A 23,603-nucleotide genomic window follows, 5' to 3' on the forward strand; every position below is an offset into this window, starting at 1 on the left:
GTTAAAAAGGAACACTGCCCTTGGGTTACTTTTTTATTCTAAAAGATCCCGTTTTGGGGTCGAAAACAACAGTGTCGGAAGGAAACAAAGATTCAAAGGCCTTTTGAGTGATAAGTTCGCAAGGTTGTCCGAAATGGTTCGACTTGCCGTCTAAGAGAAGCATTTTGTCGCAAAGTTGAATCGCCATCTCAATTTCATGAGTGGTAAAAACCACTGTTTTTTTGGTGGTGTGCGCTATGGTGCGCAGTAATTTTAATATTTGCACCTTATGGTAAAGGTCTAAATGGGTCGTAGGCTCGTCTAAGAGTATGATATCGGTGTCTTGGGCCAAGGCCCTGGCGATCATGGCCCTTTGCAACTGTCCGTCGCTTAGTTCAAAACATTTTTTGTCTTTTAAGTCGCTCAACTCTAGCGCTTCAAAGGCCTCGCTTATTTTATTTTTGTCGATATCGGTCAGTTTCCCCAGCCAATTGGTGTAGGGTTGCCTACCCAGTGCTACCAATTCTAGAACGGACAAATTTTTAGAGGCAATAGGCTCCGTTAAGACCATGCTTATTTCAGACGATAGCTCTAAGGGGGCATAGGCCTCCAAAGGTTTTTTTTTGATGATCAATTGTCCTGAAAGAAGGGGTTGGGCGTTGCCCAGGGTCCGTAACAAGGTAGACTTGCCAATACCGTTGATCCCCACGATGGCGGTTAACTCGCCCGGTACCAAGGCAAAGTTGATGCCTTTTGCTATTACATGGGTTCCGTAACCAATGGCAAGGTCTTTCGAGAGAAGCGTAGTATGTTTGGTTTTATAGGCGACGACAGTAGGTGTTAAAGTTGTTTCTTGATGTATTTGGGCAATTTAGAGATGTTTCTGATCTTGATGTTCTTGTAGTACACTTCGCAGGCCTCCGATTGAAATTGGATCTTTCCTTTGGTCAGTGCGCTTGCCACACCATCTTGGTCATATTCCTTTGCATTTTCGAGCACCATTACCACCTTTCCGTTAACAATATGGTAGGCCTTGTCGTTTATGCAGATAAGTTCTAGGCGGCTCCATTCGCCATGGGGGTTTTCAAAATTATCCATTCTCCTGCAGCGTCCGTTGGCCCCTGTCTTAAAAGTATGTACTTCTCCCTTAGGATCGTAGAACCAAAATTCTTTTCCGTTTTCCTTGCGTTTTGAAGCCTTGATATCCATACTTACACCTGCCAAAGGGAAAAAGTCGCCACAATCGGTTTCTTGTACCTGCATTTCCGGGGCCTTCATCCAAACGTTCCAGAATTGCCCGTGTGGTTCTTGGGCATGGTAAAGAACGCCACTGTCCCTTTTATCTTTAAGGCGGGGTTCGTATTTTTTGGTGCCCCATTTGATATCAAAGACCAAGTGGTAGTTTTCGTATTCTTTTTTGGTGCTTAAGCCCCCGTAGATCTGGCCGCTTACATTGAGAATGGTCTCCCCGTTTTCTTGGCTCGTGGTAAAGACATTCAAGGGATCGTTGTTGAGTCCGATCGGTGTTCCGTGCATTCCATCGCCTTTTTCGTAGCCTTCAAGGTCGAGCGATGTGTGCGGTACCCCTATAAAAACGTCCCAGTTCGATAGGTCTTTATCGAGAAGCGCCTCCCAACCTTTGTCATTTTTTTGCGCATTTAGGTGAATGGCAACACTGCTTAAAAGAAGAAAAAGAAAAGTCAATTTACTTTGCATAGGGTTGGCTTTAATATAAATAGTTTATAAAAAATAGGTTTAAAAATAATTGATGGACGTAAATCTATCTAATTGCACTTCTTTGGGGTATAACATATGGTCATATCTGTATAATTTAAAGTTTATTATGTTGTGTTTTGGGTTAAAACACCATTTTTCTTTTCCTTAACAACAACCAGATTACCACTGGGGCACCAAAAATACTGGTAATGGCATTTATGGGCAAAACATTGGCATTGTTCGGCAGTTGGGCTATAGTGTCGCAAACCAGCATTAAAATGGCACCATAGGCCAATACGGCGGGAACCAAGATGCGATGCTCCGTAGTATTGAAAACCTGACGGGTCAAATGGGGCACCGCCAAGCCGATAAATGCAATGGGCCCGGCAAAAGCGGTAATGCCACCGGCCAAGAGTCCGGTTGCTACAATGATCTTGAACCGAGAACTCACCAAATTGATACCAAGGCTACGGGCGTAATTTTCACCTAGCAAGAAGGCGTTTAAGGGTTTAATGGAAAGCACACTTAGAAATATGCCCAAACAGACCAGGGTAAGTAACAGCAGCAATTGGTGCCAAGAAAGGTTCCCTACGCTACCAAAAGACCAGTAGACGAATTGTTGTAGTTTTTCAGCTTGGGTAAAATAAGACAAGACACTTACAATGGCTGCGGTAATGCTACCGAACATAAGGCCTATGATCAAAAGGGCCATACTATCCTTTACCTTACGGGCAATAAGGAGAACACAGAACAGCACTAAAAAACTCCCCATGCTAGAGGCAAGGGCGAGCGAAACATCGTTGATAAGGGTAATGCCGAGCCACGAAGTAAAAGTGGCCGAGCCCATTATTAAGATAGCCGCACCCAAACTGGCGCCGGAACTGATACCTAGTACGAACGGGCCTGCCAAAGGGTTTCTGAACAAGGTTTGCATCAGCAATCCGCTCAAGGCGAGTCCGCTACCTACCAATAGGGCCGTAAAGGCCTTGGGGAGTCTATAGTTCCAAATGATGTACTCCCAGGCCGTGTTTTCCAAGCTTCCTCCAAAAATGGAATGTAAGGTTTTGGAAACGGGAATGGAAACCGATCCTAAACAGATGTTGGTAATAAAGGTAATTACCAAAACAAGCAGTAGGAGTAAAAAGGAAGTGCGATATGTTTTTTCGACTTGCACTTATTCAAGAGGTTTAAAAAAGAAAGGTTCGTAATCGGGAAGCAATTCCGGATGGAAAATATGGATAAGGTCTTTTAAGACCAAATCGGGTTTCATCGGTGCCATTTCGTAATATAGGAGTCCCCCTGTACTACCCTTTGCCAAGGTGTTCGAGAATATGGTTTTATTCTTAAAGGCCTTGAATTGGGTATAGTGGGCGTTGGCTTTTTCCATTTCAGAATAGGACGTGATCATAGAGGGGTTGAGCCAGTAGTCGGCCTGTTGTGATTTGGCCAAAACGGCTTCTAGGCTCAGTGAAATCCCTCCGGTTCCGGTGTCATCTTTGTAGAGGTAATCGGCTTTAGCATCTTCTAGAAATTGGGCCATCCAACTTTTTCCCCCTGCTACGTGCCAAACATCTTTATAGAGCCCCCCGGTAAGTACGGTAGGCTTCGTTTCGACCTGGGCTACAAGGGCCTTGGTTTTTTGATATGAACTTTCGATTGCGCTAAAAATACTGTCGGCCTTGGTCTCAAGTTGGAAAAAAGGCGCGAAAAATTTAATCCATTCCGCCTTTCCGAGAGGGGACTCCTCCGTCCAATCCCCGTTGAGGACCACGGGAATATTGGAATGGGCTATGGTTTCATAGGCCTTGTTCCTATTGTTCATGCCAAAGCCTATAACGACTTCAGGGTTAAGGCTGATGGTGATTTCGGTATTGATACTTTCGTTATTCCCCAATTCTTTTACGCTAGCATCCAATATCCGTTTACGGGTATATTCCGAAGAAATCAAATCCGTATTCGGAAAGCCCACCAGCCGGTCGGCCACCCCTAGGGCCTCAAGTGAGGGAATATGGGTCGTGGAGGTCACAACCAAACGTTCTATCGGAACGGCCACGATAGCATCGTATGCCTCGCTATTCAAGGTGAGGGAGGCCATCTTTTCTTTGTCGACCAAGGCGTATTTAAAGGTTTTTTCCGAACCGGGCCATGGCGATGATACGGCAATAACGGTAAACCCTTCGGCTGCTTTTTCAATGGAAAAGCCAGTAGCATGCGTAATCTTGGTTATGGTCGGTAAGCTAGTGGTAATCGGTGTGCTTTCTTTCTTTTCCCTTTTACAGGAAAGAACCAAGGCGCATAGGGCAATGAAAACAATTTTCTTCAATTTTTTTGTCTTATGGGTCTCAAGAATAGGTGAAATGTATCAATGGCCTAAAGGTACAGTCTTTCTTTTCCAAGAAAAAAAGACAAATGAAATTTTATTTGTTTTCTGTCTATCAATTGATTGTGGGGAACTAAAAGAGAAAGGGCCAGTTTATAAGGGAAATTCGTCTGGGCGGTGTCAATAGTTCGCTATATTTGACTTTCAAAAAAATGATATGAAAAAAATCTTATTGGTTTTGGTCTTGGCCGTATTCGCTTCCTGTAGTGACGATGAAAAAGTGGATTATGTAGCAAAAAATGAACAAGAAATCAAGGAATACGTTGAAGAGAACAATCTTGACGCCAAGAGAAGCGCTAGCGGTCTCTACTATGTGGTAGAAGAAGAGGGTACAGGTTTTCGGCCTACGGCAACCTCAAATGTCACCGTGGCTTATAAGGGCTACTTTACCGATAAGGAAGTTTTTGATGAAAGTGAAGCGGAAGGCATCACATTCAACCTATCACAGGTTATTGCCGGATGGACGGAAGGCATCACCTATTTCAAGGAAGGCGGTAACGGCCTGCTATTGGTGCCTGCGGCCTTGGGTTACGGAAATTCAGATAGAAGGGGTATACCCGGCGGGTCTGTACTTATTTTTGAAGTCAAGCTTATTGCCGTAGAGTAATTTCACAAAAAAAGGTTTTTCTTTTACAGCTTCAAAACCGAAACATTTTTCAGGTGCAATCTTTTCACAAATTATGTACCTTCGCCCCGAATTTAGGTTCGATAGGGTCGTTATGGTCCTGTTGATTAAAAGGGAATCCGGTGAAAATCCGGAACTGTTCCCGCAACTGTAAGTTCATGCCGAGCTACGCTTGGTGCCTCTTAAGAGGGTGTTGCTTTCTTCAAAACCACTGTCAGCCATAAAGATGGGAAGGTAAAACAACATTGAACAAGTCAGGAGACCTGCCGGATTCAAACAACTAATGTTAAACTTTCGGGATAAAGGTTTACGTATGGGTACAGACATACTATTCGCTCGAACAGAGATTACAAAATGAACAAAAATTTTTATGGAGTTTGTGCTGCCCTAGTGGCAAGCACCAGTATGATTGCGCAAAATGTAGAAGGCGATTCTACAAAAGTGAGACAACTAGATGAGGTTGTGGTCAGTGATTCTAAATTTGACTTGAAACGCGAAAATTCAGGTAAAACGGTGATAAAGATTACCGCAGAAGAATTAGAGCGTTACCAAGGTAAGAACATCACTGAAATTATCAATAACCAGAGCGGTATTGAAATATCGGGAAGCCGTAGCCCAGAAGGTTCTGTTTTTGGCGTTTATGCCCGAGGAGGAAGAGGGCGTCAAGTACTTGTTATAGTCGATGGGGTTCGAGTTCTAGATCCATCGTCCTTTTCCGAGGTGTACGATTTGCGTTTACTCTCTGCCGCTAGTGTAGAATCTATAGAGATCATTAAAGGTGCCTCTAGTACGCTTTATGGTACCAATGCCGCCACTGCAGTTATAAATATTATCACTAAAAAAGCTTCGGCAAAACCTATTTCCCTGAGTGTACAGTCAAGTGTAGGTACAAATCAAACCCAAGATGACCAAAATTACAATGTGTCGAGGTCGTCTAACAGTGCTCAAATAAGCGGTACATTGGATAAATTCAATTACTCAGGTAGTTTTTCGAACCGATATGCGGAAGGTATTTCAGCAAATATAACACCTGCGAATGAAGAAGATCCTTTTTCAAACATTTCAACAAATTTGCGTTTGGGCTATGATTTTTCCGAGAAACTGAAGATTTCGGTTTATGGGAACCAAACAAAGGTGAATACAAATTTTGATAACTCTTACGGTCCAACGGATGCGCCAAATCAGTTTATAAGTAAGCAGGAAAGAGCAGGGCTTGCGGCCACTTATGATTATGGTAGGGGTTCTTTACAGGCAAATGCAGGATATAGTAGTTATGATTCTGAAAATATAACGGATTTTCCGTCTACGTATAAGGGTAACAACTATGTGGTAGATGTGTATCATAAATACAATTTCAATGATCAATTTCACAGTGTTGTCGGTTTGAATTATTTAGCTGATGAAACCCATTTTTTAGCCAAGGAAAAATTTGAGATTACCGATCCATATGCGAACGTAGTCTATGTATCCGATTTTGGATTGAACGTGAATGCCGGTGCGCGTTTAAACAACCATACGGAGTACGGAACCAACTTTGTGTATAATATCAATCCATCTTTTACCTTTAAAATGGACGGCAGCTACCTTAAGGTCTTAACATCGTATGCTACTTCATATATTACTCCGAGTTTAACTCAACTATTCGGAATCTACGGGGCAAACCCTGATCTAGAACCCGAGGATGACCGAACGATCGAGGGAGGTTTGGAATTTGCCAGTGAAGGCAATTTTAGAGCGAGTGCCCTTTATTTTAATAGGAAAGAGGAGAACTTTGTGTTTTATGATTTCGCAACAAGTGGATACAAAAATGCCCTGAACACTATTGATGCACAAGGAGTGGAAATAGAGCTTAGTTGGAAGGCTACCGACAAATTAAATTTCGATGCCAATTATACATTTACGGAAAGAAAGGGAGACAATGCCATTCGTATTCCCAAACATAAGGTAAATGCGAATTTGGGCTATGCGTTTTCAGATAGAGCTTTTGCCTCGTTGAACTATAGCCTTACAGGAAGTAGAACAGATTCTGATTTTAATACTTTTCCATCTACTATTGTACCTTTGGACAGTTTTTCCTTGGTAGATTTATACCTCTCGCACGAATGTATAGAAAACCGGTTAAAGGTATTTTTAAACGTCAATAATATTTTAAATCAAGAATATACCGAAGCCCTTGGTTTTACGACCAAAGGAAGGAATGTTATGATCGGTTTTAGTCTCAATCTCTAAAAAAAGAAACGTGCTCAAAGTTTGTTCCTTTATGCCTGCCGTTACCCAAATGCTCTATGATATGGGGTTGCAAGAACACTTGCATGGTATTACGTTTGAATGCCCCCCTATGGCATTGCAAGAGAAAAAACCGATAGTGCGTTGCATTTTGGAAGGGAAGAACTATACAAGCCAAGAAATCGATACCTTTTTCTCGGAAAGCAAAAAGGAAGGGGAGAAGCTTTACTATGTAGACGAAAAGACCCTTGCCGAAATCGCTCCCGACATTATCTTTACACAAGACATGTGTGATGTTTGTCAGATCGATACGGAATGTACGGCCGCTGCTGTTGCAAACCTTGAGAAACAACCGGAACTTATTTCAATTAGTCCTTCTAGTTTTAATGATGTCTTCGAAAATGCCATTACCATTGCCCAGGCATTGAATAAAGAGGAGGTGGCCTATGAATATTTGGCCCAACTGAATGGGCGTATAGATCATATTGTAGATCAACTTAGGGCCGCTAAAGTACTTACGAAAAGAGTATTGTTGTTGGAATGGATAGAGCCTATTTATAATTGTGGACATTGGATTCCCCACCAAATCGGTTTTGCCGGTGGGGTAGACATGCTCTCTAATCCTTCGGGGAATAGTGGTGTGCTTTCATGGGATAAAATAAAGCAGTACGACCCAGAGGTAATTATAGTAGCGCCTTGTGGGTTCAGTATTAAAAGAACCTTAAAGGAGATGCATATATTGCTTTTAAAAGAAGGCTGGCCCAACTTAAAGGCAGTCAAAGACCAAAAAGTATATGTAGCCGATTTTGATTTGTTTACGCAATCATCCGCTGCCACCTTGGTCGATGGCATAGAGTTATTGGCAGGGTTGTTTCATCCGGAAGCAATATCTATTCCTTCGCGATTAAAGCGAAAGTGTCAAAAGTTTTACGAGTTCTGAGAAATTATAAATTCATAAAAAAAGCGGCCTGTTTATAAAACGGGCCGCTTTTTTTTGTTTGCATTGAATGTTTTTAGACTACCAAACTATAGGTGGGTCGCTAACGTACATGTTATCTTTTAAGGGCGAGAACATTTTTGAATTGATCATGGTCTCTATAGGAAGTTCAACGGTATGGCCGCCTTTGGCCGGGGATCCCGTTATCTGTTCTATGGCCTTGGCAAGCAGTGGTTCGTTCAGGTCGCCTAATACACCCAAATTTGCTAAATCTTCGGGTAAGACTATGTCGGGTACCAAGCCACTGGTGTAAGCTGAAAACCCTTTCGAGTTTTCATTTCTACCTAATAAGGGTTGTATGGCCCAGTTGTTTTTAGGGTTTATTTTGTTGGTTCGTTCTTGGTTATAGACGTAGTTGTTTCCTCTGTCGTCTACCATAGTTACCGAGAACTCGTTTTTTCCTCGGGTTTTGTCCCCAATTTGAACCACGTCGATATAAGGTGTCAGGCCGTTGATCACTAATTCGCTCGCCGAGGCTGTGCCAGTGGTGGTCAATATATAGACTTTGTTGAGGTTTAGGGTGTTTATGGCAGTGCCCTTGCTGGTTTTTTCCGCAAAAAAACGTCTTAGTTCGGTATCATTGTCGTCTAGTATTTTTTGATACTTTTCGTTATATCTCGCCTTTAGAAAGACTTCCTCGGTGTTGGTGCCATATATCATACTTGATAAAAGAACGGCGGTATTGACAGAGCCTCCAGGGTTATATCGAAGGTCAAGTATCAGTTCGTTTACCCCATTCGATTTAAACCGACCGAAGACTTGGTTCAATTCTTCGTCATATTCATTGGTAAACCCGGTATAGACCAGATAGCCGATTTTTTTGTCCTGTATTTCAATGATTTCGTCTAGAAGTATAGGGTTTTCGCGAAGGCCTACCTCTTTGGTCAATTGTATTTGCGTTCCGTTCGGTTCAGCATTTTCACCTTCAATATCGGCCATGTCCAAAGAATAGGTGTCACTATCCCCAAAGAGAAGGGTTTTGTAGTTTTGGTCGGTCAAGGTGGTGCCATTTACTCCCGTAAAGATATCTCCACGTTTGATATTTTTGGTTGACGCGTTTGAATTGGGAATAATATACTGCACATAGCCATAGATCTCACTACTGTTCTTCTTTTGCCTTACCAGTCCGAATATGACTCCGTTACTTTTAGAAATACCGGCCAATGATTGTACAAGTTCTACGTAATTATCTGAAAAAAAGCTAAAACGGTCTTCCGAAAACAATAGTTTATCGTCGAAAAACTTTCCAGGGTCCGATTCAGATGCAAGAAATTGGGTATAGGCTAGCGATCCCTCCTCTGTATTTGGAAATTTCGTATCGGATAGGTTTTCTACATCCGATTGCCAGAAATACCAAAAGTTCATGGCTTTCCACATAAAGTCTTGTACATGTACCCCTGCATTGGGATCGGGATCCACGGTATCGGGTATAGTGAAGTCGTCATCGGTTTTAGAGCAGGAAACGATAAGAAATACAGATAGGAGCAGTCCTAAATTCAATTTTTTCATCATAATAAGGCAACAAATAGTGTTTTACGGGCGAACGACCGCATTCACCCTTATATCACAACGTAAAATTAGTGTGCTTTATTTGTATTATTTTGATTTTAACGGTTTTATCAAACCATCCATCAGCATTTTGCCCGCGCCGGGCTTGAACATTTTTGAACTGGAAACGAAATCGACGGATATAAGAGGTTCGAAACTTCGTTTTGCGGTTTCTCCTGAAATCACCGATAGGGCAAGGGCCAGAAGGGGTTCATCGGCATTGCCTAAAACGCCTAGATTGCCTGCGTCCTCATCTAATTCATAGTCAGGAACCAGACCATTGGTGTAATCTAAAAAGCCATCGGCATTTTCATTGCGGCCCAATAACGGCTGTATACCCCATTGATTATCGGGGTTTATTCTATCTTCGAAATCTTCATTGTAGAAATAGTTGTTTTCGGGGTCATCGACGAAGGTATTCGAGAATTCGTTTTTTCCAACGGTGTTCTCTCCAATGTGGACCACGTCAACATAGGGTGCAAGTCCGTTCATTACCAATTCACTGGCCGAAGCCGTGGCTCTTGTTGCTATGACAAATACACGCTTTAAGTTTAGGGTGTTGAGTGGGGTTTTGCTGTCAAAGGTCGTGTCCACAAAATTTTCTTCTCCATCGCCAGGGTCGAATGTTTCCATAATCTTTTGGTTGTAACGGGCCTTGAGAAAAAGTTCATCGGTGTTGGTACCGTAAACGGCACTGGCAATTTGTATTGCCGATGTAACTCGTCCACCGGGATTATACCTGAAATCGAGGACAAGTTCATCTATATTCTCAGCTTTAAGGTTTCCGAAGACCTCGTTCAGTTCATCGTCATAACCGGCTATAAAGGAGTTGTACATAATGTAGCCGACTTTTACGCCATTATGTTCGATAACTGTAGATAAATAAATAGGGTTCTCTGTTAGGCCCTCTTCCTTGGTCAGGGTGACTTTTATATTGTTTGGCGTGATGGTCTTGTCCACAATATCTGCCATTCCCAAGGTGTAACTATCCTCGTTGAACAAGTGGAAGTTGTTGTCCGTTGCAGAGTTGTAAAAAAGTTGTTCTCCATCTATGGTAATAAAAATATCGCCTCTTTTCATGCCTTTTTTATCCGCATCTGAATCTTTTACAACATATTGTACATATCCAAAAACATCACTATTGTCACCAAAAAAAGAAAGACCGAATTCAAGGCCGTTGCTTTTTGATATCCCTTGAAAGCTATTTACCAAATCGTGATAGTCTTCCCTTAAGAAACTGAAACGATCATCTTCGAACAATAGGCCATTGAAAAAGGCTTCGGGGTCAGGTTCAGAAGCTAAAAAAGAAATATAATCCGGGTCATCAAGACTTTCAAATTTGCTGTCGGCCAGATTCGGAACATCTTCTTGCCAGAAGTAAAATGAATTCATTACTTGGTACATGAAATTTTGTACGGGGTAATCGTTTGCCGTTTTTTGGGTTTCATCTCCATTGTCATCGGGGAAAATATTGTCATCGTTTTTGCAACTGGTAAAGAATAGCCCTGCGGACAACAATAATAAGAGGTACTTTTTCATAGCTTTTTTGTTGTAAAGTAAAACTACCGAATCAATTACCGTTCCAAAAAAGGTATGATAATATAATGGGGGAGTTTATTTTAAATCGTTTAAGTTAGTATACGTAAACAGTTAGTAAAAAGTTGTAGTAATAGCTTACAAAGTGAAAATTAAAAAATATTTGTAACATAACCAGAAGTGTCTCGTCTTGATTATGAAGACCTCAATATAAAGTGTTCAATAGTAACCCGACCAAAACAATGCAACAGGCAGATTTTTTAAAGATTGTCGGTCCTTTTCAGGATAAGCTCTATCGTTTGGCAAAACGTTTGCTGGTTTCTAGGGAAGAGGCTGAGGACGCTACCCAGGAGATTCTGTTGAAGCTATGGGCGAAGAAAAAGAATATGGGGCAGTACAAGAACGTTGAGGCTTTTGCGGTGACCATGACAAAGAACTTCTGTTTAGACCGTCTAAAATCGAAACAGGCCGGAAACTTGAAACTGGTTCATACCAATTATAAGGAGGGCGGTAGTTCGTTACAGAAAAAAGTAGAGGCCAAAGATAGCGTCTCTTGGGTACAGAAAATTATGGAAGATTTACCGGAGCAGCAAAAAATGGTCTTGCAGTTGCGCGATGTTGAAGAATATGATTACGATGAAATTGCCGATATGTTAGAGATGAAGCCAACGGCAGTACGGGTGGCCCTATCTCGGGCGAGAAAGACCGTTAGGGAAAAATTAATGCAAAAACACAGTTATGGAATTGGATAACGTAAAAAAATTGCTCGAAAGATACTTTGAAGCCGATACCACGGTAGCCGAAGAAGAGTTATTGAGAGACTATTTCTCTAAAGAGAACATACCTGACGACCTAAAGCCATACGCTCCTTTGTTCGGTTTTATCGCCAAGGCCAAAAAAGAAAGGTTTGCAAAACCCCTTGATTTGGGCCCTGAAAAGAAACTAGGAGGGAGTAGCCTGTATAAATGGTTGTCGATAGCGGCGGCGGTAGTGCTGATGTTCGGTGTTTATTTTGGGAAAACCTATTATGATGAAAAGGAAGTGGAACAGCAACAGGCCCAATATGCCTATAACGAAACCAAAAAAGCCTTAGACCTATTGGCCCAAAATATGGAAAGGGGCACGGAGAAGATGGCCTATTTGAACGAATTCGTTGAGGCGAAAGATAAAATTTACAATAAGAATTAAAATAAAAACCCGAAAGATGAAAAAAATATTAATAGTACTAATAGTAGCAGTGTTGCCGATTATGGGCTTTTCACAGTCCCTGTTCGATAAGTATGAAGACTTGGACAAAGTCAGTGCCGTGGTCGTGAACCGAAGTATGTTCAACCTGTTGAGTAAAATAGACGTTGAGGTAGATGACCCCGAGGCAAAAGACTTTATGGATATAGCCAAAAGCCTTAATAACCTAAAAGTGTTCATTACCGAAGACAAGGCGATTTCTGCAGATATGAAACTATCGGTAGAGAAATACCTTAAATCGGCCAAGTTGGAAGAACTTATGCGGGTAAAGGATAAAGATGCCAACGTAAAGTTTTACATCCGTAGCGGTAAAGATGACGACCATGTGAGCGAGCTCTTGATGTTCGTGACCGGTATGAAGAACGATATAGATGTAAACGGAAGAAAATTCGAAACGGTATTGTTATCCCTTACCGGCGATATCGACTTGAACAAGATAGGTTCTTTGACGAAAAAAATGAACCTGCCCGAAGAATTGAACGAAGCGGGCAAAAACAGATAATAAATCAATCATCATCAATCAATCATCAAAAACGATCATTAATCTTAAAACGAACAATCATGAAAAAACTAAGTGTATTTCTAGTACTGGCGGTATTACCGTTTCTGGGCAGCTCTCAATCTATTTTCGATAAGTACGATAATATGAAAGATGTAGGCTCTGTCACCATAAACAAGGGTATGATTCGATTGGCGGGCAATATTGCCGCCTTTGACGAAAGCGACCAAGATGCCCAAGATTTTGCCGATATCGCCCAAGGCTTAGAGGGGATTAGGGTATTTATTACGGAAGATGCCCGGATCTCCGAAGATATGGGGAAAACCGTAAAAAAATACTTGAAATCATCTTCATTGGAGGAGTTGATGAAGGTGAGGGATAAAGATGCCACGGTCAAATTTTATATTAAACAAGGTAGGGACGAAGACCATGTAAGTGAGCTTTTATTGTTCGTATCCGATATCAATAGCGATGAACTGGGCATCGATCATAGAAAATTCGAAAGCGTTTTGGTATCAATGACAGGCGATATCGACCTGAACAAAATCGGGGCCCTGACCAAAAAGATGGATCTTCCGAAAGAACTAAACGAGGTAGGGGAAAAGTAGTCGGGAAGCATCTGCTAAGGGAATACCTAAATACAATTCAATATTCTAAAATATGTATATGAGAAAAATAACATGGGTCATGGCGGTACTGCTCCTGGGAATTACGAGTGCTTGCACTTCTACGCCTAGCCTGCAACAGTATTATGTTGCTAATTCGGAAAATCCCAATTTTTTGACCTTGGATCTACCGGTAGGCTTGTTGAACATTCAGAAAGCCCAATTGACCGAAGAACAAAAGGAGGGATTAGGTTCCTTAAAAAAGCTGAACGTACTGGCCTTTAAAAAAACCGATGCCAATGCGGCCGATTTTCAGAAAGAGAAGGCGGTGATAAAGTCCATCTTAAAAAATGAAGACTTTACCGAGCTTATGAAAATGAACACCGAATTCGGTAAGGCAACCATAAAATACCTTGGTGATGACGATGCCATTGATGAGGTGGTTATTTATGGGGATAATGAAGACAAAGGTTTTTTGGTCGTTCGCGTTTTGGGTAAAAATATGAACCCCGCTAGAATGGTCCAGTTCGTACAGGTCTTGGAAAAGTCTGATTATCAAGGGGGAGAACTTTCAAAGATAGCCGAATTTATGAAGTGAAAAAGCAAACAGATTCAACTAAAAAAAACAAACCAAAGTCCATGGTTTGTTTTTTTTTGACAAAATTTAAAATTTTAAGTGACTTTTAGAAAAATGGAGTGTCTTACAGAATATAGCACTAACCTAAGATAAAGAGAAACTATTATGGAACAAGCGGAAGTATGGATGAACAAAGGCATTGATTTTGCCGTCGAATACGGGCCAAAGGTATTGGGCGCAATATTAATTTACCTAATCGGCTCGTGGGTCATTAAGAAGATTATGGGAGTGCTGAGAAAAGGTATGGCCCGTAAAAGTTATGACGAGTCGTTGCAACAGTTTTTGTTGAGCTTGGTCCAATGGACCATGACTATTTTCTTGATCATCATGGTAATTTCCAAATTGGGAGTTGAAACCACCAGTTTTGCCGCTATTATAGCCGCTGCCGGTTTGGCCATAGGTCTTGCCTTGCAAGGCTCATTGTCGAATTTTGCGGGAGGGGTTTTGCTTATTATATTCAAACCTTATCGTATAGGGGATTTGATCGAGGCGCAAGGTTTATTGGGTGTTGTGAAAGAAATAGAAATTTTCACGACCAAAATAGTAACGCCTGACAATAAATTGGCCATTATACCCAACGGGGCAATGGCTAACGGAAATATCGTCAACTACACCGCAGAAGGTAAAATGAGGGTCGATACGACCATAGGGGTAGGTTACGGGGAAGATATAAAAATGGCAAAAGAGGTTTTACTCAATGTACTTACCTCAGACCCCAAGGTTTTAAAAGATCCGGCACCATCGGTGAACGTTTCGGAATTGGCCGACAGTTCGGTAAACTTTGCGGTACGTCCGTTCTGTAAGCCAGAAGATTACTGGGATGTATATTTCGGAACCTTGGAAAACTGTAAGCTTGCTCTTGATAAGGCTGGAATTGAAATTCCTTACCCACATCAGGTTGAAATACAAAGAAAAGGATAATCGCTACTTAAACACTAACCATTATCCCCCCAAAAAGGCCGCAATTTGCGGCCTTTTTTTGTTAGGGGATTTATTGAATTTTTAAATTCCGGTATAGTTGCTCGGTGTAATTACCTTAAGCTCTTGTTTGATTTCTTCAGAAACCTCAAGTGTATCGATAAAATCGGCAATGGAATTCTGGTCTATTTTGGCATTGGTACGGGTGAGCCCCTTTAATGCTTCGTAAGGGTTGGGGTAGCCTTCCCTTCGTAAGATCGTCTGAATAGCTTCGGCTACTACGGCCCAGTTGTTTTCAAGGTCTTGCTCGAATTTCTCTTTGTTCAACAAGAGTTTGTTCAATCCTTTTAATGTAGACTGAAATGCGATTACCGTATGGGCAAAGGGCATTCCGGCGTTCCTAAGAACCGTACTGTCGGTCAGGTCGCGTTGCAATCGAGATACCGGTAATTTGGCCGATAGGTGCTCAAAGAGGGCATTTGCTATACCTAAGTTACCTTCGGAATTTTCAAAATCTATGGGGTTTACCTTGTGCGGCATGGCCGATGATCCAACTTCACCTTTTTTGATGCGTTGTTTAAAATAATCCATTGAAACATAGGTCCAGAAATCCCGGTCTAAATCAAGAATTATGGTATTGATCCGTTTTAAGGTATCGAACAGGGCGGCCATATGGTCGTAGTGTTCAATTTGTGTGGTAGGGAAGGAGTGGTGCAGCCCTAGTTTTTCTTGTACAAACCGAGTTCCAAAAGCTTTCCAGTCAATGGAAGGATAGGCGACCTTGTGTGCGTTGTAATTTCCTGTAGCACCTCCAAATTTGGCGGCACAGGAGATATCGTTCAAGAGGTTGAACTGTTCTTTTAAGCGTACGGCAAAAACCTCTATTTCCTTACCGAGCCGGGTTGGTGATGCCGGTTGTCCGTGTGTTCGTGCCAACATGGGGATGTCGGCCCATTCTTTGGACAACTCCTCGATTTTGTTCAACAAGGCGGTGTATTCGGGTACGTATACTTCATTTGTAGCCTCTTTGATAGAGAGTGGAATGGCCGTGTTATTGATGTCTTGGGAGGTGAGTCCGAAGTGAATGAACTCTTTATGGGCCGATAGGCCTAATTTATCAAAAGCACTCTTGATAAAGTATTCCACCGCTTTTACGTCGTGATTGGTGGTTTTTTCTATTTCTTTGATTTCTTGTGCGTCGGCCGTATCAAAATTGATATAGATTTCGCGTAGCGCCTCAAATTTGCCGTGGTCGAACCCAGAAAGTTGGGGTAATGGAATTTCGCACAGGGCTATAAAATATTCGATTTCAACCCGTACTCTGTACTTGATTAGGGCTTCCTCCGAAAAAAATGGTGCCAATGGTTCTGTTTTACTTCTGTAGCGCCCATCTATAGGCGAAATAGCGTTCAAAGCGTTTAGCGACATAATGTTGTATAAGGTTGATTTTCGAAAAAAAGCAAAGATACCTTATGAGGGCTAGTTTTAAAAGGTTTTTAGGTGTCTTGTGCTAAAAAGTTGTAGTTAAAAAGTTAATAACTCGGTTTTTGGGCCGACAACTTCTTTAACTTGGCCAAAATTTCCCTCGCCCTGGCTTGATATGCGGCACTTCCCTCTGGGTAATTTTGTTCTAAGGTCATTTTCAGTTCGGGGTGGATCCACGGATATCTCTGGCCGAGTAGCCATAATGAGGTCATGGAATAGGCTTTGGCCGCTACTTTGTGCTCTCCTATCAACCAATCGAAACATGCTGCGGTTACGCGTTCAAGTTGCGTTTCGGTCATAATCGTCTGCAGTTCGTTTTTTTGTCTTGAAAAATAGGTTTTGGTCAAAAATTCACAAATTTTGGCAAGAGGCCGTACGGCGGACTCAAAATGTACCCTGCCAAGATTGGCGGTAAACATATCTAAATGGGGGTAAAGAAAGGGAAGGTTTTCTTTAGCCGTAAATTCCAAGACCCAGCAGGCCCTATTGGATATAGGGTCGTCTATCTCAAAGGCAATATTGAGCAAAGGCTTTACCAATTGCGGATTTGTAGTGACCAAAAGTGCCATTTCACCCCGTTTTTCGCGTGAGTGGTTTACGTAGTCTAGGGATCGATACAGCTCCTTTTCTGTCATTTGAGATTGTGGGTGTTAGTGTAATTAAATCGATTCGATAAGGTTGCGCACCAAATCGGGAACACCTTCTACCGCGGTTTTGGCTATAACGGTAAGATGGTTGTAGTGGTTTTCGGGAACACTGGGTCTTGGGTCGACAAAATAAATAGGAACATGCTCCTGTGCATAGTCGATAAGGCTCGCTGCAGGATATACTTGCATTGATGTACCGATAATGATAAGGATGTCGGCATTTTGGGTAGCAATGGCCGCTTGTTCCAAAAGGGGAACGGCTTCGCCGAACCAAACGATATGCGGTCGCAACTGATGACCTTTTTCACAGCGGTCCCCTAAATTGAGGTCCTTGGTCCAATCGAGGACGTGGTTTTCATTTCCGGTACTTCGTACTTTGAGTAATTCCCCGTGAAGGTGAATTATGTTTGAGCTGCCTGCCCTTTCGTGAAGATCATCTACGTTCTGGGTAACGATGGTAACATCGAATAGTTTTTCAAGATCGACCAAGGCCTTATGGGCCAGGTTGGGCTTTACCTGTTGAAGTTGTCGTCGCCTTTGGTTGTAGAAATTGAGAACGAGTTCCGGATTCTTGGCAAAACCCTGGGGCGAAGCGACTTCCATAACGTCGTGCCCTTCCCATAGTCCACCTGCATCCCTAAAGGTATTTATGCCGCTTTCCGCACTCATTCCGGCGCCGGTCAAAATCGTAATTCTTTTCTTCATCGTTATAAAAATAGAGTTTTTATTATATTCGATATATGGTTAAAGAAGAACTTCTCGAATATCTGGAAAATTTTATTTCAGAGGAACGAAAACAACGGTTTTTGGAAATATTGGAAGACCGTACAAAATTACTAACGGTAGCTATTGAAGATGTGTACCAATTGCACAATACCAGTGCCGTCATCCGCAGTTGTGAGGTGTTCGGCATTCAGGAGGCGCATGTAATAGAATCTAGGTACGGTAAGCGATTAGACGACAAAATCGCTATGGGCGCCCAGCAGTGGGTAGATGTACACAGGTATAAGAGCACGAACGAGTGTATACAAAAGCTGAAAGCGGACGGGTACAAGGTCATTGCGACTACCCCCCACAACGATTCCCATTTTTTAGAAGATTTTGAAATAGAGGGAAAGACGGCATTTTTGTTCGGTACGGAGCGCACAGGCTTGAGTCAAGAGGCTATGGAGCAGAGTGACGGTTTTTTAAAGATACCGATGTTGGGCTTTACCGAAAGTTTGAATATATCGGTTTCTGCGGCCATTATTTTACAGCACTTGGCCGTAAAGCTAAGGGCTACTGACCTCCCGTGGCAGTTGAGCGATGCGGAAAAATTGCAAAAACGACTTGACTGGACGAAAAAATCGATTAAAAGTATTGATGATATTTTGAAGCGGTACGAAGTGGAGGGATAGATAAATACATATAGTATGGGATGAGTTTTTCCTGGTTTGGGGGACAATAGTCTTTTTTTATATTGTTTTTTTGGTATATTATGTCTTATAACCAATGAATTATATGTGAGATGTATATCATGCTTTATATTGTTGTAGGTGTTGCTGTATTAATTTTGATATTGGCACTTGTAGCTCCCAAAACCTACGAAGTGAACAGAACCATTGAAATTGCCAAACCGCGACAAGAGGTTTTCGAGTATTTGAAATCTCTTAAAAAGATGGACGAATGGTCTCCTTGGGCCAAGAAAGACCCAAATATGGAGAAAAAATTTATGGGAAACGATGGAGAGGTAGGTTGTACCAATTATTGGAAGGGAAACAAAGAAGTAGGGGAAGGAGAGCAGGAAGTGGTCCGTATGGTTGATGGGGAACGAATAGAGTCTGAATTGCGCTTTTTAAAACCGTTTAAGTCTACTTCCGATTGTTATCTACAGCTCGATGATACCACTGATGGAAATACCTCGGTAACTTGGGGTTTTTCGGGGAATCACAAGTTTCCTATGAATATTATGATGATTTTTATGAGCATGGATAAAGCTGTGGGTAAAGATTTTGAAGAGGGCCTACAAAACATAAAGACCAATCTTGAAGCTTAGCTTCTTATATCACTCAGTTGTAAAAAAAAAGCCCCTGATCAAAGGGGCTTTTTTTATAAGGCTTATTCTTTGTGTTCTAAAAGTGCGATGTTATAGTCGTTTTCAAGAATCACCTTTCCGTTTTGTACCACGACTTCGGTATCGGAATAGGCGTCGTATAATTTGGTTCCATCTCCGAAAAAGCCTTTGACCCAAAGCGATTTTTTGCCTTTGGGGAGGTCGAGCCCGATAACCACTTTATCCTTTATATCGCCTTCGGCATAACTGCGGCTAAAAACATAAGGGCTTTTACCCAGTCTTTTATGAATGCCTGCCCCAACGGCCAAATGCTTCCTTCTGAACGTACCCAATTTCTTCCAATGTTCAAAGATTTCTTTGGTTTTGGGCAGAGTGTCGAGCTCTTCCCAATTCATGAACGAACGCAATGAAGCATCGCCTTGTACGGGATTGTCCTCGGTACCTGTTACGGTGAGGCTACGGGCGGTTTCGTCTCCGTAATAAATTTGGGAGGCCCCAGGTGTAAGCATTAAGATATTCGCGGCCCTGATAGGGTCTTTGCGTTCAATGTCGTATGGATGTCCATCATCATGGGAGGTCAGGTAGTTGACCACACTTTTTCCGTTTAGTTGTGAGCGTAGTATTTTGTCGTATTTGCGGAAAATCGATTCATAATCCTTCTTGGCATCTTCCTTCAGTTCAAAGTTGATAAGGCTTTTGAATCCATGGGCAAAGTAATCTACTTTTTTGTCTTTGAAATCGAATTCCCTTCCGTTGGAAATCCCGTAGTTATAAACTTCGCCTACCATATAGAAGGGCTGGTCGTCCAGCACTTTATCGGGATGCATTTTTTTCCAATTCTCAAAGGCAAAGGAAGCTTCTTTATAGAGTTCCGACCAAGCGTTTTCGTTTACGTGCTTTACGGTGTCTACCCTAAAACCGTCTATACCGAGGTGGTTTACGTAATCGGTGAGCCATTTGATGATGTAGTAACGGGGTGCCCTTGGGTATCCCGTACGTTCAAAGAAAAGTTGTAGTTCGTCTAGTTCTTGGCTAAGTCGGCCTTCTTCCTTCCATTTGGCCAAAAGGGCATCGGGGAGTTCGACCGCTTCGTTCGATTCGGTTCTAACATCGGGTAGATTTTCTACCAGTGTACACTCGACCGTGGTTTCATAAGAGGTAAAGTCACATGTGGGGGAGGTTCGTATCCATTCTTCGGGCCACGCCTCGTCTTCGTCGGTAACGGGGCCTGTATGGTTGAGTACCACATCCATCAACACACGAATACCGTGCTTATGGGCTGTTTTCACCATTTTTTCCAAATCTTTTCGCGTGCCGAAATTGGGGTCAAGGGCCGTCCAATCCTTGGTCCAGTAGCCATGATAGGCATAGGTGTTACCAGTGCCTTCATCGGTACTTCCGTGAACTTGTTCTACTACGGGCGTAAACCAAATGGCATTGATGCCAAGGTCGGAAAAATAACCTTCCTCTATTTTTTTGGTGATGCCTTGTATATCACCGCCCATAAACCCTCTTAAGGGTCCCGTAGGTTCCGTTCTGTCGTAGTTTAGGTCGTTTTCGGTAGTCCCGTTATTGAACCTGTCCGTCAATAAAAAATAGATATTGGCCGCTTCCCAGGTGAATGGAAGATTCTTTGTAGGTTCAACATGGGTAGCAATCGAATCGGTCTTAACGGGTACCTCTTCTATAATTTCTTTTCGCTCTTCCTTACAAGCGATAAAAATCGAAAGAACAACAACCGCGTAGAGCAGTCTTTTCATATGAAATCTATTTTCCCTAAAGCTATAAAATGCTATGGGAAATAGAAAATTTATTTTTTACGATTTAACACCTTGAATTCTTCGTAGCAGCTGCTTATTGCGTCAAGGATCTGTAGGTCGTTGGCCGTGGTGATAAACGATTTTGAATAGTTGCAGTTGTTGAGGATGTCTTGTATGTCAACCTTCTCTATTTGAAGGAGTTCGGTAAGGATTTCCCGGTCGAATTTCGAAGCCAAAAGATCACGGATTTGGTCATCTTCCTTCATTTTTCTCAACTTTCGCATTTGATTGGGCTGCTTTCCAAAGAGATTACGAAGTAAATCGGCGGGGTTTAAAATGGCTCCCAAGACCTTGGTCACGGCACTCGGATTCTTATTTCCGCCCTCGTAACCTACCGAAAGTCCCGAAATACTATATTGGTATGCGTTGTTTATAGGGGCGTTCTTGACATCGATTTCAAGGTAGCCGGTAAGCTGATAGGGCTTGACGATTACTTCCTCAAGAGCGTATGCCAGCTCGGTAAGGGCAATTTTTGTATTCTTGAACTTGTACATGTCATTGGTAACCCTGATTTTTTGGGACTTAAATCCGAGAAATGAAAAATAAAGGGTGTCGTTGACGGAAGCGGTAATGGTAAATTGACCTTCGCTATTGGTAATGGTACCCACCACCTTGTTAAGGTTTACAACGTGGACACTCTCCATGGGGGCGTCGGTTTGTGCGTTAACAACGATGGCTGTTATATCTCTTACTTCGGTTTCTTCGTCGTCTTGCGCAAAAATGGAAAGGGTTGAAAACAAGAAGAAAAAGAATACAATGGGTTTCATTACTTTAAGCATAGTTTAAATGTACTAAACAAAACAAAAAAATACGCCGAAGCGTATTTTTTAATATACAATTAACTTTAAATATAAGTTGTTAGGCGCCTAAAAGAAGTCGCTTCTGCTTTTTGAGCTTCTTCTTTTGCCCGAATGGCTAGGTTTTCTTTTAGAGGTACTTCTGTCCCTGCCTCTAGATCTACCACCTCGATCGTTATCGCGATCTCTTTTTCTGCCTCGGTCATTTCTTCCTCTGCCGCCGCTTCCACCGGGGTTTTTAGATACTTCAACGTTTATGAACCTGCCTTCTAATTTAAAGTCGGTAAAAAACTGAAGGATTTGCTCGGTGTGTTCCGCTTCGGTATTAAAGAAAGAAAAGGAGTCTTTCGTGTCAACTTTGTAAACATCTTCTTTACCTAGGTTCAAGGTGTCTCGAAGGAAGTCTTTTAATGACATCCAGTCGTAACCGTCTTTTTCACCTACATTGATAAAGTAACGTACCGAACCATTAGATGGGGCGTGCGTGTTTCTTTCGCCTCTTTCCCTTCTGCGATCGTCAGAACCAGATGAATTTAGGTCTTTGGTTTTGTTATAATAATTAGAGAAACGTGTGAACTCTACCGACACGATCTTTTTGATAAGCTCGTTGCGGTCAATTCCTTCTAGAACGTCGTTAATGGCCGGAAGGTAGTTCTCTACGTCTTTGTTTATCTTGGTTTCCTTTATTTTGTTCGCCAAGTGATAAAGTTGTATTTCACAAATCTCTATACCTGTTGGAATTTTCTTAGAGATAAAATCTTGTTGGATCTTTTTCTCTATGGCGTGGATCTTACGCATTTCACTTCGGGTTACGATAACCATTGAAATACCAGATTTACCGGCTCTGCCCGTACGGCCACTACGGTGGGTATAGGTCTCAATTTCGTCGGGAAGTTGATAGTTGATAACATGGGTAATGTCATCGACATCAATACCACGTGCCGCTACATCGGTAGCGACCAACATTTGTATTTGCTTCTTACGGAAGGAGTTCATTACCAAATCTCGTTGGTTTTGGCTTAAGTCGCCATGTAATGCTCCTGCATTGTACCCATCTTCGATTAACTTTTCGGCCACACGTTGTGTGTCTCTTTTCGTTCTACAGAAAACTACCGAGAAAATATCAGGGTTGGCATCTGCAAGTCGTTTAAGGGCGGGGTATCTATCTCTTCCGCCAACTACGTAATATTCGTGCTGTACGTTTGAGGTTCCTGCATTTTTGGCTCCTACCGTAATTTCAATAGGGCTATGCATGAATTTTTTGGCGATCGTTGCTACTTCCCTAGGCATAGTAGCTGAAAACAACCAGGTAGATTTATCTTTAGGAGTATTCGAAAGAATGTCCTTTATGTCTTCAAAAAAGCCCATGTTGAGCATTTCATCGGCCTCATCGAGAACACAGTAGTCGATTTTCGTAATATCGACTAGACCACGGCTGATCATATCTTTCATTCTGCCGGGAGTTGCCACAACGATCTGTGCGCCACGTTTGATTTGTCGGGCCTGATCGGTGATGCTGGCCCCACCATAAATGGCAACGGTGTTCAAACCTTTTACAAATTTAGAGTAAGCCTGAATCTCGTTGGTGATCTGCAAACAAAGTTCGCGGGTAGGGGAGAGTACCAACCCTTGGGTAGTTCTGCTGTTGCTGTCGAGTTTCTGGATTAAAGGAAAACCAAAGGCGGCCGTTTTACCGGTTCCTGTTTGTGCAAGCGCCACGAGGTCCGTTTCACTTTCCAATAAAATTGGGATTGCTTTTTCCTGTACTTCGGAAGGGCTTTCAAAACCCATGTCGTTCACAGCGTCCAATAGGGGCTGACTTAGCCCTAATGCTTCAAATTTTGTCATAAAAAAGGTATACTTAAATCGCTAATAGGTGTGTTGCATAGA

The 23,603-nt window shown here is 42.2% G+C and carries 23 protein-coding genes and 1 riboswitch; of the genes, 11 read left to right on the forward strand and 12 right to left on the reverse strand.

What is annotated here, in order from left to right; translation table 11 throughout:
* Positions 1-25 precede the first annotated feature (25 nt).
* The 4 genes from BW980_RS09125 to BW980_RS09140 all read right to left on the reverse strand — a co-directional run bounded on the left by BW980_RS09125 (position 26) and on the right by BW980_RS09140 (position 4,018).
* Positions 26-850 (reverse strand): ABC transporter ATP-binding protein, encoded by an 825-nt coding sequence (locus BW980_RS09125; RefSeq protein ID WP_394333496.1) that lies wholly within the window; start codon positions 848-850, stop codon positions 26-28.
* Positions 820-1,695, reverse strand: coding sequence for a 3-keto-disaccharide hydrolase (locus BW980_RS09130; RefSeq protein ID WP_076454934.1), 876 nt, complete (start codon positions 1,693-1,695; stop codon positions 820-822). The genes BW980_RS09125 and BW980_RS09130 overlap by 31 nt, the downstream gene beginning before the upstream one ends.
* Positions 1,696-1,837: 142 nt before the next feature.
* Positions 1,838-2,869 carry a FecCD family ABC transporter permease gene (locus BW980_RS09135; RefSeq protein WP_076454935.1) on the reverse strand — a complete coding sequence of 344 codons (1,032 nt, stop codon included), beginning with the start codon at positions 2,867-2,869 and terminating at the stop codon, positions 1,838-1,840.
* On the reverse strand, positions 2,870-4,018 hold the full coding sequence (locus BW980_RS09140) for an ABC transporter substrate-binding protein (protein WP_076454936.1): 1,149 nt from the start codon (positions 4,016-4,018) through the stop codon (positions 2,870-2,872).
* Between the two features lie 214 nt (positions 4,019-4,232).
* Here BW980_RS09140 and BW980_RS09145 point away from each other — a divergent pair, with 214 nt between their 5' ends.
* The 3 genes from BW980_RS09145 to BW980_RS09155 all read left to right on the forward strand — a co-directional run bounded on the left by BW980_RS09145 (position 4,233) and on the right by BW980_RS09155 (position 7,866).
* On the forward strand, positions 4,233-4,682 hold the full coding sequence (locus BW980_RS09145; protein WP_076454937.1) for an FKBP-type peptidyl-prolyl cis-trans isomerase: 450 nt from the start codon (positions 4,233-4,235) through the stop codon (positions 4,680-4,682).
* 87 nt (positions 4,683-4,769) lie between these two features.
* Positions 4,770-4,985, forward strand: a riboswitch (cobalamin riboswitch).
* A 69-nt stretch (positions 4,986-5,054) separates the two neighbouring features.
* Complete coding sequence (locus BW980_RS09150; protein ID WP_076454938.1) at positions 5,055-6,929, forward strand: TonB-dependent receptor plug domain-containing protein; 1,875 nt, start codon at positions 5,055-5,057, stop codon at positions 6,927-6,929.
* A 10-nt stretch (positions 6,930-6,939) separates the two neighbouring features.
* Positions 6,940-7,866, forward strand: coding sequence for an ABC transporter substrate-binding protein (locus BW980_RS09155; RefSeq protein WP_245800018.1), 927 nt, complete (start codon positions 6,940-6,942; stop codon positions 7,864-7,866).
* Between the two features lie 78 nt (positions 7,867-7,944).
* Here the strand turns inward: BW980_RS09155 and BW980_RS09160 are convergent, their stop codons facing one another.
* Both BW980_RS09160 and BW980_RS09165 read right to left on the reverse strand, forming a co-directional pair.
* Positions 7,945-9,435 (reverse strand): S41 family peptidase, encoded by a 1,491-nt coding sequence (locus BW980_RS09160; protein ID WP_139327646.1) that lies wholly within the window; start codon positions 9,433-9,435, stop codon positions 7,945-7,947.
* Between the two features lie 84 nt (positions 9,436-9,519).
* Positions 9,520-11,010 carry a S41 family peptidase gene (locus BW980_RS09165; RefSeq protein ID WP_076454941.1) on the reverse strand — a complete coding sequence of 497 codons (1,491 nt, stop codon included), beginning with the start codon at positions 11,008-11,010 and terminating at the stop codon, positions 9,520-9,522.
* Between the two features lie 239 nt (positions 11,011-11,249).
* Here BW980_RS09165 and BW980_RS09170 point away from each other — a divergent pair, with 239 nt between their 5' ends.
* The 6 genes from BW980_RS09170 to BW980_RS09195 all read left to right on the forward strand — a co-directional run bounded on the left by BW980_RS09170 (position 11,250) and on the right by BW980_RS09195 (position 14,914).
* The gene (locus BW980_RS09170) at positions 11,250-11,759 is read left to right on the forward strand and encodes an RNA polymerase sigma factor (RefSeq protein ID WP_076454942.1); all 510 of its coding nucleotides are present in this window, start codon (positions 11,250-11,252) and stop codon (positions 11,757-11,759) included.
* Positions 11,746-12,195, forward strand: a complete 450-nt coding sequence (locus BW980_RS09175) for a hypothetical protein (RefSeq protein WP_076454943.1) — start codon at positions 11,746-11,748, stop codon at positions 12,193-12,195. Before BW980_RS09170 ends, BW980_RS09175 begins: the two co-directional genes overlap by 14 nt.
* A 16-nt stretch (positions 12,196-12,211) precedes the next feature.
* Positions 12,212-12,754, forward strand: coding sequence for a DUF4252 domain-containing protein (locus tag BW980_RS09180; RefSeq protein WP_076454944.1), 543 nt, complete (start codon positions 12,212-12,214; stop codon positions 12,752-12,754).
* Between the two features lie 59 nt (positions 12,755-12,813).
* Positions 12,814-13,359 (forward strand): DUF4252 domain-containing protein, encoded by a 546-nt coding sequence (locus BW980_RS09185; protein ID WP_076454945.1) that lies wholly within the window; start codon positions 12,814-12,816, stop codon positions 13,357-13,359.
* Between the two features lie 58 nt (positions 13,360-13,417).
* On the forward strand, positions 13,418-13,954 hold the full coding sequence (locus tag BW980_RS09190; RefSeq protein WP_076454946.1) for a DUF4252 domain-containing protein: 537 nt from the start codon (positions 13,418-13,420) through the stop codon (positions 13,952-13,954).
* A gap of 144 nt (positions 13,955-14,098) precedes the next feature.
* Positions 14,099-14,914, forward strand: a complete 816-nt coding sequence (locus tag BW980_RS09195) for a mechanosensitive ion channel family protein (RefSeq protein ID WP_076454947.1) — start codon at positions 14,099-14,101, stop codon at positions 14,912-14,914.
* A gap of 81 nt (positions 14,915-14,995) precedes the next feature.
* Here the strand turns inward: BW980_RS09195 and purB are convergent, their stop codons facing one another.
* The 3 genes from purB to BW980_RS09210 form a co-directional block, all read right to left on the reverse strand.
* Complete coding sequence (gene purB / locus BW980_RS09200) at positions 14,996-16,339, reverse strand: adenylosuccinate lyase (protein ID WP_076454948.1); 1,344 nt, start codon at positions 16,337-16,339, stop codon at positions 14,996-14,998.
* Positions 16,340-16,443: 104 nt separating this feature from the next.
* The gene (locus BW980_RS09205) at positions 16,444-17,031 is read right to left on the reverse strand and encodes an adenylosuccinate lyase (protein WP_076454949.1); all 588 of its coding nucleotides are present in this window, start codon (positions 17,029-17,031) and stop codon (positions 16,444-16,446) included.
* A 24-nt stretch (positions 17,032-17,055) separates the two neighbouring features.
* Positions 17,056-17,748, reverse strand: a complete 693-nt coding sequence (locus BW980_RS09210) for an SIR2 family NAD-dependent protein deacylase (RefSeq protein ID WP_076454950.1) — start codon at positions 17,746-17,748, stop codon at positions 17,056-17,058.
* Positions 17,749-17,783: 35 nt separating this feature from the next.
* Here BW980_RS09210 and BW980_RS09215 point away from each other — a divergent pair, with 35 nt between their 5' ends.
* Both BW980_RS09215 and BW980_RS09220 read left to right on the forward strand, forming a co-directional pair.
* Entirely contained in the window at positions 17,784-18,440 is a 657-nt protein-coding gene (locus tag BW980_RS09215) for a TrmH family RNA methyltransferase (protein WP_076454951.1), read from the forward strand.
* 191 nt (positions 18,441-18,631) lie between these two features.
* The gene (locus tag BW980_RS09220) at positions 18,632-19,078 is read left to right on the forward strand and encodes an SRPBCC family protein (RefSeq protein WP_317042191.1); all 447 of its coding nucleotides are present in this window, start codon (positions 18,632-18,634) and stop codon (positions 19,076-19,078) included.
* Between the two features lie 62 nt (positions 19,079-19,140).
* Here BW980_RS09220 and BW980_RS09225 read toward each other — a convergent pair whose 3' ends face one another.
* The 3 genes from BW980_RS09225 to BW980_RS09235 form a co-directional block, all read right to left on the reverse strand.
* Positions 19,141-20,856, reverse strand: coding sequence for an alpha-amylase family glycosyl hydrolase (locus BW980_RS09225; RefSeq protein ID WP_076454953.1), 1,716 nt, complete (start codon positions 20,854-20,856; stop codon positions 19,141-19,143).
* 50 nt (positions 20,857-20,906) lie between these two features.
* Positions 20,907-21,683 (reverse strand): carboxypeptidase-like regulatory domain-containing protein, encoded by a 777-nt coding sequence (locus BW980_RS09230; RefSeq protein WP_076455555.1) that lies wholly within the window; start codon positions 21,681-21,683, stop codon positions 20,907-20,909.
* Between the two features lie 99 nt (positions 21,684-21,782).
* Positions 21,783-23,561: a DEAD/DEAH box helicase gene (locus tag BW980_RS09235; protein WP_076454954.1), complete on the reverse strand. Its 1,779-nt coding sequence runs from the start codon at positions 23,559-23,561 to the stop codon at positions 21,783-21,785.
* Between the last annotated feature and the right edge of the window lie 42 nt (positions 23,562-23,603).

Origin of the sequence: Zobellia uliginosa (genome assembly GCF_900156625.1) — a bacterium.
Classification (GTDB): Bacteria; Bacteroidota; Bacteroidia; order Flavobacteriales; family Flavobacteriaceae; genus Zobellia; species Zobellia uliginosa.

Bases quoted from the DNA above. Each gene is read 5' to 3' on its own strand.
- BW980_RS09145 (WP_076454937.1), top strand. From the start codon at position 4,233: ATGAAAAAAATCTTATTGGTTTTGGTCTTGGCCGTATTCGCTTCCTGT.
- BW980_RS09190 (WP_076454946.1), top strand. From the start codon at position 13,418: ATGAGAAAAATAACATGGGTCATGGCGGTACTGCTCCTGGGAATTACG.
- BW980_RS09205 (WP_076454949.1), bottom strand. From the start codon at position 17,031: ATGACAGAAAAGGAGCTGTATCGATCCCTAGACTACGTAAACCACTCA.
- BW980_RS09215 (WP_076454951.1), top strand. From the start codon at position 17,784: ATGGTTAAAGAAGAACTTCTCGAATATCTGGAAAATTTTATTTCAGAG.
- BW980_RS09165 (WP_076454941.1), bottom strand. From the start codon at position 11,010: ATGAAAAAGTACCTCTTATTATTGTTGTCCGCAGGGCTATTCTTTACC.
- BW980_RS09210 (WP_076454950.1), bottom strand. From the start codon at position 17,748: ATGAAGAAAAGAATTACGATTTTGACCGGCGCCGGAATGAGTGCGGAA.
- BW980_RS09235 (WP_076454954.1), bottom strand. From the start codon at position 23,561: ATGACAAAATTTGAAGCATTAGGGCTAAGTCAGCCCCTATTGGACGCT.
- BW980_RS09180 (WP_076454944.1), top strand. From the start codon at position 12,212: ATGAAAAAAATATTAATAGTACTAATAGTAGCAGTGTTGCCGATTATG.
- purB (WP_076454948.1), bottom strand. From the start codon at position 16,339: ATGTCGCTAAACGCTTTGAACGCTATTTCGCCTATAGATGGGCGCTAC.
- BW980_RS09160 (WP_139327646.1), bottom strand. From the start codon at position 9,435: ATGATGAAAAAATTGAATTTAGGACTGCTCCTATCTGTATTTCTTATC.
- BW980_RS09150 (WP_076454938.1), top strand. From the start codon at position 5,055: ATGAACAAAAATTTTTATGGAGTTTGTGCTGCCCTAGTGGCAAGCACC.
- BW980_RS09225 (WP_076454953.1), bottom strand. From the start codon at position 20,856: ATGAAAAGACTGCTCTACGCGGTTGTTGTTCTTTCGATTTTTATCGCT.
- BW980_RS09130 (WP_076454934.1), bottom strand. From the start codon at position 1,695: ATGCAAAGTAAATTGACTTTTCTTTTTCTTCTTTTAAGCAGTGTTGCC.
- BW980_RS09185 (WP_076454945.1), top strand. From the start codon at position 12,814: ATGAAAAAACTAAGTGTATTTCTAGTACTGGCGGTATTACCGTTTCTG.
- BW980_RS09195 (WP_076454947.1), top strand. From the start codon at position 14,099: ATGGAACAAGCGGAAGTATGGATGAACAAAGGCATTGATTTTGCCGTC.
- BW980_RS09170 (WP_076454942.1), top strand. From the start codon at position 11,250: ATGCAACAGGCAGATTTTTTAAAGATTGTCGGTCCTTTTCAGGATAAG.
- BW980_RS09175 (WP_076454943.1), top strand. From the start codon at position 11,746: ATGGAATTGGATAACGTAAAAAAATTGCTCGAAAGATACTTTGAAGCC.
- BW980_RS09230 (WP_076455555.1), bottom strand. From the start codon at position 21,683: ATGAAACCCATTGTATTCTTTTTCTTCTTGTTTTCAACCCTTTCCATT.